General features: G+C 64.7%; 11 protein-coding genes. 6 read left to right on the top strand and 5 right to left on the bottom strand.

Annotated elements, in window-relative coordinates:
- The gene (locus N5A93_RS15790) at positions 1–1,098 is read left to right on the top strand and encodes a Hint domain-containing protein (RefSeq protein WP_268956061.1); all 1,098 of its coding nucleotides are present in this window, start codon (positions 1–3) and stop codon (positions 1,096–1,098) included.
- A gap of 15 nt (positions 1,099–1,113) precedes the next feature.
- Here the strand turns inward: N5A93_RS15790 and N5A93_RS15785 are convergent, their stop codons facing one another.
- A complete protein-coding gene (locus N5A93_RS15785) occupies positions 1,114–1,449 on the bottom strand; it encodes a DUF8846 family protein (RefSeq protein ID WP_268956060.1) in 336 nt (111 codons plus the stop codon).
- A 126-nt stretch (positions 1,450–1,575) separates the two neighbouring features.
- Here N5A93_RS15785 and N5A93_RS15780 point away from each other — a divergent pair, with 126 nt between their 5' ends.
- Positions 1,576–1,971 (top strand): rhodanese-like domain-containing protein, encoded by a 396-nt coding sequence (locus N5A93_RS15780; RefSeq protein WP_268956059.1) that lies wholly within the window; start codon positions 1,576–1,578, stop codon positions 1,969–1,971.
- 42 nt (positions 1,972–2,013) lie between these two features.
- On the opposite strand, the gene N5A93_RS15775 is transcribed toward N5A93_RS15780, so the two are convergent.
- Positions 2,014–3,018, bottom strand: a complete 1,005-nt coding sequence (locus N5A93_RS15775; RefSeq protein WP_268956058.1) for an Lnb N-terminal periplasmic domain-containing protein — start codon at positions 3,016–3,018, stop codon at positions 2,014–2,016.
- A gap of 102 nt (positions 3,019–3,120) precedes the next feature.
- Between N5A93_RS15775 and N5A93_RS15770 the strand changes: the two genes are divergently transcribed.
- Positions 3,121–3,315 (top strand): hypothetical protein, encoded by a 195-nt coding sequence (locus N5A93_RS15770; protein ID WP_268956057.1) that lies wholly within the window; start codon positions 3,121–3,123, stop codon positions 3,313–3,315.
- 74 nt (positions 3,316–3,389) lie between these two features.
- On the opposite strand, the gene N5A93_RS15765 is transcribed toward N5A93_RS15770, so the two are convergent.
- From N5A93_RS15765 to N5A93_RS15755, 3 genes are all read right to left on the bottom strand, one after another.
- The gene (locus tag N5A93_RS15765; RefSeq protein WP_268956056.1) at positions 3,390–5,402 is read right to left on the bottom strand and encodes a DEAD/DEAH box helicase; all 2,013 of its coding nucleotides are present in this window, start codon (positions 5,400–5,402) and stop codon (positions 3,390–3,392) included.
- Between the two features lie 296 nt (positions 5,403–5,698).
- Positions 5,699–6,292 (bottom strand): hypothetical protein, encoded by a 594-nt coding sequence (locus N5A93_RS15760; RefSeq protein WP_268956055.1) that lies wholly within the window; start codon positions 6,290–6,292, stop codon positions 5,699–5,701.
- A gap of 482 nt (positions 6,293–6,774) precedes the next feature.
- Positions 6,775–7,641: a sigma-70 family RNA polymerase sigma factor gene (locus tag N5A93_RS15755; RefSeq protein WP_268956054.1), complete on the bottom strand. Its 867-nt coding sequence runs from the start codon at positions 7,639–7,641 to the stop codon at positions 6,775–6,777.
- Positions 7,642–7,720: 79 nt separating this feature from the next.
- On the opposite strand from N5A93_RS15755, the gene N5A93_RS15750 reads away from it, so the two are divergent.
- From N5A93_RS15750 to N5A93_RS15740, 3 genes are read left to right on the top strand one after another with little or no spacing between them, the layout of a single operon-like run.
- Entirely contained in the window at positions 7,721–8,320 is a 600-nt protein-coding gene (locus N5A93_RS15750; RefSeq protein WP_268956053.1) for a MarR family winged helix-turn-helix transcriptional regulator, read from the top strand.
- Positions 8,307–9,473, top strand: a complete 1,167-nt coding sequence (locus N5A93_RS15745) for an MRP-like and DUF971 domain-containing protein (protein ID WP_268956052.1) — start codon at positions 8,307–8,309, stop codon at positions 9,471–9,473. The genes N5A93_RS15750 and N5A93_RS15745 overlap by 14 nt, the downstream gene beginning before the upstream one ends.
- Positions 9,466–10,740, top strand: coding sequence for a DUF6522 family protein (locus N5A93_RS15740; protein WP_268956051.1), 1,275 nt, complete (start codon positions 9,466–9,468; stop codon positions 10,738–10,740). The genes N5A93_RS15745 and N5A93_RS15740 overlap by 8 nt, the downstream gene beginning before the upstream one ends.
- Positions 10,741–11,449 lie beyond the last annotated feature (709 nt).

Genomic DNA, 11,449 nt, shown 5'->3' with positions numbered 1-11,449 from the left:
ATGAGCTGGATTGCGATCACCGATCAACATGGCGGGCGCTTCTGCCCGCAGGGCCTTGCCAGCGCAGAGGCGGGCAAGGGCGATGCCTCAGCCGTGCCCCCCGACCGGATCCTGCCGCGCGGCACGCTGCTTCTGGAAACGCGGCTCTCGCCGGACGGGCGGCCGCAGACGCTTCTGGCCTTTCACCGCACCCATCCCTGGCCCGCCAGCCTGACGCTGCGGGCCTTGCCCGGCGGCGGCATCATCCTGATCGAGACCCAGGGCGACGACATCCGTCACGCCACCCTGCCCCATGAACCCGACGGACGCACCGATATTGTGCGCCTCACCTATAGCTGGGACGCGCCCGCCCGCTGGGGGCGCCTGACGCTGGAACGCCCCGAAAGCGACATCATCCACTCGGTCGCCATGAGCCCGCCGCATCCGCTGCTGCTGTCGGATGCCCGATCCCTCTCCACCCGGCCCGATCTGCGCCGGATCGGCCATGATGTCGACTTCATCGCCATCTCGACCCAAGTCGAACCCGTCGGCCCGATGCCCGCATTGACCAGCCGCGTCCCCCTTGCCACGCCGGACGGGCAATTTGAAACCGCCCGCCTGCAACGCGGCGACCTGGTGATGACCGATACCGGCGACAGCGTGCCCATCCTGCGCAAGGTGTCACGCACCGTCCCCGCGCGCGGCTCGTTCCGCCCGGTGCGCCTCAGGGCGCCCTATTTCGGGCTGCAACGCGATATCGTGGTCGCGCCCCAGCAGCGGCTGGTGATCGGCGGCAGTCAGGTGGAATACATGTTCGGGCGCGAAGCGGTGCTGGTGCCCGCGCGCCACCTCGTCAACGGGGTCTCGGCGCTTTACGCGACGGGGCCGGAACTGGTGACCTATCACCATCTGCTCCTGCCGGGTCACGAAGCGATCCTCGCCGCCGGATGCGCCATCGAAAGCCTTTATATCGGGCGGCTGCGGCGCAAGTCCGAACATCTGGTGCAATCGGTGCTGGCCGGGGCCGACCGTGCCCGCCTGCCCGAACATCCCAGACCCGTCTGGCCGGTGCTCAAACCCTTCGAGGCAATCACCCTGGCGATGGAACGCGCCGCCTGATCGCCCCCGCGCCCGTCACTCGTAGAACGGCGTGACCTGCGCGACGATCACCGCGTTCTCGTCCAATGCGCGCTGCATCAATGCGCGCTCCTCGTCGCTGATGTCATGGCCCTCGGCCTCGCGCTCCTGCAAGGTGCCATAGCCCGACACATCCAGCGGCGCGGTATCGGCCTGCTTGAGAACCGCCACCGTCTCGCGCACCGCCTCTTCCTCGGACACGCCCGAGGCATAGACCATGAGCGCCGCGCCGGTGGCCTTGCCGGGCAGACCGTCACCCTCCTTGCGGCCGATCTCGACCAGCAGCGTATAGACCTGCTGGCGGTTGCGGGGTTTCGTGGGTTTGTCGTTCATCACCGGCGTCCTTTTCGTTGCGTCTGCCCTGCGCCAGCCCCTTGGCGAAGTCAAGCGCGCGGGCGGCCTTTTCATACCCGCCGCAAGGCTCTAGGGTCGCGCCCAGCGAACAGGAGGACCCATTCCATGAAGAAATCCAGCGACATGGTCGCCGAGGCCAATGCCGTAATCGACCACGCCCCCGCCGAGGAGATGCTTGCCCTGCACGGACAGGACGGCGTGACATTCGTCGATCTGCGCGACCCGCGCGAACTTGAACGCGAAGGCATGATCCCCGGCGCTTTCCACTGCCCGCGCGGCATGCTCGAATTCTGGATCGACCCCGAAAGCCCCTATGCCAAGCCGCAGTTCCAGAGCGGCGACCGCTTCGTCTTCTACTGTGCTTCGGGCTGGCGCTCGGCCCTCTCGGCGCGCACCGCGCAAGAGATGGGCCTTGCCAATGTCTCGCATGTCTCGGACGGTTTCAGCGGTTGGAAAAAAGCCGGCGGCCCGGTCGGCCAGAAACCCGTCAAGCCACGCTGACGGGGCGGCGCAGCGGGCACGGGCTTGCAATGCACCAAGGTGTTAATCGGACTCAAGGCCAGGCTCTGTCTGTCGCATTCGGATCGCCTGTGAATAGGTCAGATCCGGATATGCGCCCTGCGCGTCAACGGGCAGCAACGCACCCGCATGGCGAAACTGCAGCGTGCCTTCGCCCCCCAGAACACCAAGCGCGTCAAGGTATTCAGGCAGGCGCCCCGACAGGATCAGGCTTTTGTGAATTGGCAGATCGGCCTTCACGCTGCGCGCCAGCCCATAGACCACCGTGGTGCAGTTGGCTGAAATGGTGTTGTAGAACTGCGGCTCCTTTTCAAGGGCCTGGGCCAGCTTGACGTAGGACATGAGCATTGTCCGGCGCTGCTCGGGCGTCAGATTGACCGTGAACATCCGCACCTGTTCATGGCGCACATCGGTGCGCAACCGGACGATATCGCGTTCCGTGGCGGCGATCAGGACCAATTCGAACTGGCGAAAGAACCCTCCAATCTCGTTGAAGGTCTCGCCATCCTCGCGCCGGATCTCGACGGAAAAGACCACATGTTCGCCTGTCTCAAATCCGAAGCTGACCAGCAAATGCGCAATGTCGGGGCTGTCCCAGACCGAGGTCAGCATCTCGATGCTGTTCAGTTGATCCAGATCGTAGGTTCGCGAAATCCAGCGTTGCGTGGCGCTGTCGGGCGTGTGCCAGTCAAAGTCTCGCAGATGGCTCAGAGTGACCTCATCGCCCGTCACGCGGGCTGTCACACCATGCGCGACATCCGGCGCCCAATTGCGATCGGCGCGCGGTTCGATCGTCTGGTACCAGCCGAAAACGCACAGGGCGGCGATCGCCAGGGCGCCCCAGCCCGCACGCCGCCTGTAAGCGCGCGCCAGGAATGCCGCCGCCGTTGCGACCGCCACGAAGCCGAGTGCGAAAAGACGCGCAGGCCCATCCAGATTCAGCCAGATCGCGGTGCAGGACCATGCGGCCCCGGCCAGAACGATCAGACCAAACAGGCCATGAAGAAGGGCATTTCCGAAACGGGCCATCATGACTCTCCTGATACTTGGAAAAGGGCAGGCGGAACAGGTGCCGCGGGCGCTGTCGCGGCGGATCCCCAGCGTGGGTTTTGGGTGACGTGTTGACGGAATGTGGGTCAACTTCAACCAAGGGCTGCGGCCCTGCGCGCCCGCACGGCATTCGCCGCGGTCCACGGGGTGGTGCTTCTGGCGCTTCAGGGGCGGTTCGTGGGCGTGCCGCGTTCAGACCTGCGCCACGAGCTGCGCGCCCTTGCCGACGCCATGACCCGCGGCGCGCATCTGGCGAAAGCAGACGAAAGGACCTGAGCCCGCGTTCGGGGCCGTCCATGGACGCGGGCGCACCGGGGTCATCGCTCCCTGTCCTCCCGATTGCCCCGGCATCAACGCCGTTTCGGCACTGCATCTCCGCTCCGGCCCGCTTTCCTGGCGGCAGCGCGGGCGCGGTTCTTCTTGCTGTTGGGTTTGCCTTTCGGGGGCGGCGGGCCTTTGGCGGCGTCGCGGCGCGGCTTGGCATCACCCTTGCGCGGCGCATCGCCCGAAGCCTTCTTGGGGACGCCCGCCTTGGCATCACCCTTCGATGCGGGTTTGGCACCCCGCGCCCCGCGCTTCGTGCTGTCAAAAGGCGCATGCACCGCGGGGTCAGGCGCCTCCGCCCTGGGCTTTCGCTTTGGCGGCCTTGCGTCGCTGCGGTCTTCGGGCTTTGGTTTGCGCCGACGGGGCTCTGGCGCATCGTTCCGCGCAACGGGCGCCGTGTCCCCCTTGCCCTGCCCCGCATGGCCCTTCGGCGCCCGCTCGGGGCGCGCAGGCCGGAAGGCCGACACGTCCGGCGCCTGATCGAGACGAACCAGCTGCTTCTTGCCCTCTATCTTCATGTCCGGGCCGATCGCGGCCAGGAAACCGGGGACACTGGCTTCGCGGATTTCGACATAGGACAGGTCATCGGCGATCCGGATCGCGCCGATATCGTCCTTGGTCAGGTCGCCCGCCTTGCAGATCATCGGCAGCAAATGGCGCGGCGAGGCCCCGTGGCTGCGCCCTTCCGAAAGCGAAAACCACACGCCCGGCCCGAAGGCAGAACGCGGCTTCGGCTTCTCGGCATTGACCGCGCTCAGCTCCTCTGGGGCGGCATGGCGCAGCTTGTATTGGCGCAGATAGGCGACCGCGATCTGCTCGGGCGTGAACATCTCGACCAGTTGATCGACCGACGCGCGCTCGCTCTCGCTCACCCCCGCCTGCCAGTCATCGCCCTCCAGCATCCTGACCCGGTCGCGCGCATCGACATCCGCCGCAGACGGCGCCGCGCCCCAATCCGCCGTCAGCTTGGCGAATTTCAGAATCCGCTCCGCCTTCTTGCGCGACGCGGGCACCACGACCAGCGCACTGACCCCCTTGCGCCCCGCACGCCCCGTGCGCCCCGAGCGGTGCAGCAGGGTTTCATGACTGCCGGGCAATTCGGCGTGAACCACCAGATCAAGGTTGGGCAGGTCGATACCCCGCGCGGCCACATCCGTCGCCACACAGACCCTTGCGCGCCCGTCCCTCATCGACTGCAACGCGTTCGAGCGCTCGCTCTGCGTCAACTCCCCCGACAGGGCCACAACCGAAAAGCCACGGTTGGAAAGGCGCGTGGTCAGGCGCGCCACCATCGCGCGGGTATTGCAGAACACGATGGCATTGGGCGCCTCGTAATAGCGCAGCACGTTGATGACGGCGTTCTCGCTGTCCCGCGCGGCAACCATCATGGCGCGGTATTCGATATCCGCATGCTGTTTCTGCTCGCCCACCGTCGATATCCGCTCCGCATCGCGCTGATAGCTTTGGGCAAGCCTGGCGATGGCATTCGGCACCGTGGCCGAGAACAGCAACGTCTGGCGCGCCTTGGGCGTCTCATCCAGGATGAACTCCAGATCCTCGCGAAACCCGAGGTCGAGCATCTCATCCGCCTCGTCCAGCACCACCGCGCGCACAGCCCCAAGGTCGATGGACCCGCGCATGATATGATCGCGCAACCGCCCTGGCGTCGCGACAACGATATGCGCGCCCCTTGCCAGCGCCCGGCGCTCGTCGCGCATGTCCATGCCCCCGACACAGGAGGCCAGAACCGCCCCCGCATCGCCGTAAAGCCAGCCAAGCTCGCGCTTGACCTGCATCGCAAGCTCACGGGTCGGCGCGATGACCAATGCCAGCGGCGCGCTTGCCGGCCCGAATGCGTCATCCTCGCCCAGCAGGGTCGGCGCAATCGCCAGCCCGAACCCGATGGTCTTGCCCGAACCGGTCTGCGCCGAGACCAGAAGGTCCCGCCCGACCAGCTCTGGCTGGCTGACAGCGGTCTGAACAGGCGTCAAAACATCATAGCCCTTGCGGGCCAGCGCATCTGCAATCGTTTTTTTCAAGGGTCCGGTTCTTTTCCTGGGGAGCATGACCCGCCCGGCGCATCATCCTGGGCGGAAGTCTCGCTCAATATCGCTTAACGCGCGGTTTGTATAGGGATGGAAAACAGATTGGCGCGGGGTGGGCGCTGAACGGGCGAAGCCTGACTGCCGCCGCCCCGGCCAGCAACGACAGCACTGCGCAGGAAGCGGGGCTTTGCATGGTGTGGCCCGTTTCCCGGCAGGGGCCATTCCTGTGGCGGGCGGCGAATGACGGGGGCAAGCCCGAACCAGAACGTCTTGATATCCCGGCATTCAGTTTAAAAAGACCGGCGCCATCCGATAGCGAAAGCATTGGAACCCGAGTCTGGATCCAAGAGGCCAAACGCATCCGATCTATGATGAATCCTCAGAAACAATTCGTCTCCGGAATTTCCAACGGAAAACGCGGACTCTGCCAGCCAGTAAACAAGCGTCCTTGCCGACTCGCCGCGGACTTCGACTTCGACTTTGGGCACCTCTGTGGTGTGTGACAGCCCCAGCCCTAAACCAAGGCTTTCAAGCGCAGGCAAGAAGGACAGCTCTGGTCGGTAGCGAATTGTTGCAGGCAGAACGAACTCAAGAAACTGCTGGTTGCCGAAGTGAAGATTTAACTGAAACTCCGCGCCCAAGGACCATTTACTGTCGCCAATCTGTCTATCGTAGGCAACAAGCACGCCGGCAAAATAGTTATCTGCAAAGTCGTATTCTCCGGGCCGAAGAAGGTCGTTCGCACGATTTTTGGTCATGTTCCCGGCAACCATCCCAACCGACCATTTGCCCGGTCGCGTTTCCACATGGTCGCCGGCGGCCACTTCAGTGCACAGCATGAGACAGGCGAAGAGAAATGTGGCGGCCCTTACTCTAATTCTCATGCGCGATACCTCAGTATTCTTAAATTATTATAGCAAGTTTTGCAGCGCTACGCGCCATGTTTCCGAATCTTACCTGTTCGCCAACCGCGCGGTGAATGTCATCTTTCGCAGTTTCGGGCTGACCGCGATGCGTCCGCCCCCGCTCTGACAACGGTCATACGCTGCGCCGTCCAATAATAGCGGCAACGGTGAAGATTTTCTGATGTGGGTCGCGGCGCAACAGTGGCGGTGACGTGCGGCCACGACATCCTCATCAGATCAGGCCCATGCTGCGCCGCCTTCAAGGTCGGCTCCGGGCGCCCGGTGACGGATGCTGCAAACCGGGCCGGTAAATGAATACCGCAACCTTGCCGCCGTTGATACCTTCAGGAAAGGCGCTTTCCCGATTCTCGATTGTGGCGACCGGCATGTCGCGTCAGGCCGGGCCGGTCGCGTGATGGCTGAGGCCACGCCGCACGACGTCTGGGGTCGCGATCACCCATTCAAAAGAAACTTTCGAGTCCGAGATCGCGCTGTCGCAAGGCAGTGCGCAACCGTTCGAAACCGCGCTCACGCAGCTGGCGCACCCGTTCCCTTGAAATACCGTATCGCTTGCCGAGATCTTCCAGCGTCGCCGGTGGATCGGTCACTTGCGTCGCCATGACGATGTCGCGCTCGCGATCTGGCAACGTCTTGAGCACATCCAGAAGGATGCGCCGCAGTCCGGCTATCTTCAGGCTTTGCAAGGCAACCGGCCCTTCGAGACTCGCCGGATCGACCAGAAGCGCCATGCGATCCGCGCCTTCCGCGCCCAGAACAGGCGCATTCAGAGAGCTGTCATTGCCCGTGAGCTGTTCGCGCAGAGACACCGCCCGGTGCATGTCGACACCCAACGCGTCGGCCAGTTTCCTGTCCGCATCCGCCTGATCCATGTCCGGATCGGCAGCCATCTCTGCATCGAGAGCGGCGATTTGTGCGGTCGCGGCCCGTGCCTGTGCCGAGTTCGGAGGCCGGACGATAGAGCCGTTCGCCCGTACATAATCCTGAATTTCGGCCCGCACCCACCAGACGGCGAATGTCGAGAACCGAAAACCACGCTCCGGGTCGAACCGGTCGGCGGCCTTCATCAGCCCGATATTGGCCTGCTGCAACAAATCCGGGTCGACCTCCCCGGACCCTCGCTTCAGGCGCTTCGCGACCGAGGCCGCCAGGGGCGCGAATGCCCGGATCAGATGATCGCGCGCGCCTCGGTCTTGATGCACCTGCCAGGCGCGAATCAAGGCTTGCTCCTCTTGGGCGGACAGCATCCCCGCGCTGCGGATGCGCCGGGCGCCCTGGATGAGATTCGTGACTGGCTTGTTCATGGTCATCGCTCGCTTGGTTTCGAAACGACACTAATTCCGCATCCCAACGATTGTCAAAGTGATTTCGGTTCGCTATCAATTCGGCATGATCGATGAAACGCAAACACCGGATCGGATCGCTGAATTGCTTGTTCATGTCGGGCGTGCGGCGCGAAGCGAGCATGCACGTACGGAACTGACCGCGGCGCAGTGGACCTGTCTGCGCTTTTTCGCCCGCGCCAACGGAAGCACGCGCACCCCCTCGGGCTTTGCCAGTTTTCAGGTGACGACACGGGGAACGGCATCGCAGATTATCAAGTCACTGGAACGCATGGAGCTTGTCACGCGCACCCGTTCCGACCGCGACCGGCGCAGCGTGTCTTTCGACCTGACCGACCAGGGCCGCGCCATGCTCGCGCAGGATCCGCTCCGGGATCTGATCGACGTGATCGGTGATCTCGACACCGCCGAACGCGACGCCTTCCTGGCGACGCTCTCGCGGCTGGCGTCTGCGCTGGCCATGCGCCGTGACCTCCCCGCCTTCGGAACATGCGGGGACTGCACGCATTTCTCGCCGTCCGGCGGCATGGCTTATTGCGCCTGCATGGCAGAAGAACTGGCAACAGCAGACATCCCGAAACTCTGCGCAAGCTACACACCGACCCTCGAACCACGGCCCCAAGGAGACCGAGATGACGCAGACTGAACAGCACGCAGGCCCGCGCATGATCGCGATAAGCAGCGGCAAGGGTGGTGTGGGCAAGTCCACCGTCACCGCCAATATCGCCGTGGCCATGGCCGATGCCGGTCTTCGCGTTGGCGTGGTGGATGCCGACATTTATGGCCCGTCGATCCCGCGCATGCTGGGAATCGCATCGGACAAGCCCGCCATGTCGCCCGATCAGAAGGTCATCCCGGCCGAGGCCCATGGCGTGAAGGTCATGTCCATGGCCATGCTGTCAGACGATGACAGCCCGGCGATCCTGCGCGGGCCGATGGTGACGAAATACCTGCAGATGTTCGTGCGGCAGGTGGAGTGGGGCGTGCTGGACGTGCTCTTGCTGGACCTGCCACCCGGCACCGGCGATATCCAGCTGACCCTGGCGCAGGCTTTCCCGCTGTCGGGCGCCGTGGTCGTGAGCACACCGCAGGATGTCAGCCTCAAGATCGCGCGGCGCGGCCTGCGGATGATGGAGCAGGTCAGCGTGCCGATCCTCGGCGTGATCGAGAACATGAGCGGCTTCACCTGCCCGGATTGCGGAACGGTGACGCATATCTTCCACCAGGGCGGCGGCGAAGCCATCGCACGGGAGCTTGGGGTGGATTACCTCGGAAGCATCCCACTGGACCCGACCGTGGTTGATTGCGGCGATGACGGCCGCCCCCTGCTGCGCAGCGCGCCGGACAGCGCGGCGGCAGGGGCCTACCGTAAAATCGCCACCGCGCTGACCGGTGCCGCAGAGGACACCTCGGGGATCGCCACGCCTTTTGCATGGACGATTGCCGATGGCGCGGGCCAACCGGCGCCCGTTCCGTCACGGACGGACGGTCCGGCAGACCGCCTCGCGGCGCTTGACCACGAGGCCGGCGCGCTCCTGCTGCGGTGGGCCGATGGCGCGCAACAGCGCCTGACCGGCCGCGACCTGCGCCTGGCCTGTCAATGCGCGCAATGCCGTGACGAGATGAGCGGCAAGCGGCTCCTGAACCCGGAGAATGTCCCGCTTGACCTGAGCCTGACCCGCATCTGGAGCGTCGGCAACTACGCGCTTGGCATGGCCTTCAGCGACGGGCACGACACCGGAATCTACACGTTCAAGGCGCTCCGCGACATGGCGGGAACGGAGCTCGAAGATGTCTGACACCGCCACGCGCCGCCGCATCCGGGCGCAGGCCTCGGCCAGCGATCCCGACGTCATGGGCTTCGTGCTCGACACGCCGGTCCAACAGGGGGCATCCGTCCGGTTCGAAGCGACCGACGACGCGCCTCTGGCGCGCGCACTTTTCGCGCTCGATGGGGTCGTCCGGGTCGAAGTGGGCGGTGCGACGATCTGGGTGAAGAAACACGCCCGGGCAGACTGGAAAACCTTGAAGACCCTCATCGCCGAAGCGATCCGGCAGGTGCTCGGCCAAACGGACGCGCCACTGGGACAGGGCACGCCCGATGACACCACACCCGACCAAGGTCTTCTCGGGGCGGTCGAGGATCTGCTGAACCGGCAGGTCAACCCGTCTGTCGCCGCCCATGGCGGTCATATCTCGGTGGACAAGGTCGATGGGGGCACCGTCTATCTGCGCATGTCCGGCGGCTGCCAGGGCTGCGCGGCCTCGGCGGCCACGCTGCGCGAAGGGGTGGAACGCATGCTGCGCGCCGCCCTGCCGCAGATCGTTGAGATCGTCGATGTCACGGACCACGCAGCCGGGAGCAACCCGTTCTATGCAAGGGACGATGGCCCCTCACCCATGCTGAACCGCCCCATCCCGGACGGTGTCATCGGATGGGAGGAAGGTCAGGTCGTGCTGGACCCCGATTATCTGGCCCCAAAGCTCGGCCTGACGCCGGACACATTGCGCGCAGGCCTGCACAGAGGCGATATCGTCGGCGTTACAGAAACCGGCGAAGGCACCGACAGCGGCAAGACCCGGATCATTCTGCGCACCCCGACCCGCGCCTGGGCAGCCGAAGTCGATGCAACGGGCGCGGCCCGCGAGATCCCGCCGCCGCGCGTGATCGAGGCCGCTTCCGCCAGGGAAAAAGACCTGTCGAAACGCGTCCGCGCCCATCTGGAAGGTCTCTCCGGAAACGAGGTTCCGATCACCTATGGCGCTCTGGCGCGTGCGCTCGGGTTGTGGGCGCCCGGCTCGGTCGGCAAGGTCACCCGGGCTCTGGAAATGACGATGCGCGAAGACGCCGCCGCCGATCGCCCCTTCATCGCCGCCCGCGCGGTCAGCCGCGGACGCGAAAACCTGCCCGGTAAAGGCTATTTCGATCTTGCCCGCGCCCTTTCGCGCGGACCTCGGGCCGGTGAAAGCGAGCCGGACTTTCACGCCCGGGAACTGCGTCACCTGACCGAGACAAGACCCGGGCAAATAACGTCACGCGCAGTCTCAGGGCGTTCACGCATCTGACCAGGACAGACATTTCCCATCACCTCCGCTTGGGGCTGCCAACGGGCCTTTGCCAGGTCAGGTATGAACGGCAACCAATGGGCCGTCCCTGAAGACCGCCCGGCACCTTGGACTTCAGTCGCCTCTGCAATCGCAAGAGCATCCTCAGGCGCGACGCCGCGGTATCTGACGGTGCTGGCGATCTTGGCGCGACCCAACAGCAGCCGGACCGCACGCGGATGGCCCGTCTGGTTGTGGATGTGCGTTCCTTGATCCGGACGCGGCGAAGCGCGCGAATTTCAGGTAAGTTTGGGGTCTGCATGACTGATCCCCCGATCCGCCATACCCGCCCGAAACCACACCCCGGCATTGACAGGTCACTTTATCACAGGATGCTGCGGTGCCTCCGACCTCCGCAAGGAGCCCTTCGCGGTGGTTAAGCGTGCCAGGCAATCGCCAGCCCGGGGGGCGGTCTGGCGATAGCCCGGCACCTTCGGTGCGATTCGGGCCGGGCAGTGAATTTCCCTTCCGTCCCGCATTGTGCAAGTGCGGCGATCACCGGATTTTACGGTCGCCGCGAAAGTCCGCAATCACGGGCCGCGCGGCAGCATCGAAGACCGCTGATGGATGTTGACCCAGCCCCCTGAACTCAGGCCATTGAGGTGTTAGTAATCCGTCCGAGAAAAGGATGGATCATGAAACGCAGATTTTCAGACGAACAGATCATCGG

The organism is Roseovarius salincola (assembly GCF_026891095.1).
Lineage (GTDB): Bacteria > Pseudomonadota > Alphaproteobacteria > Rhodobacterales > Rhodobacteraceae > Roseovarius > Roseovarius salincola.
This window is presented reverse-complemented; position numbering and strand designations above follow the sequence as displayed.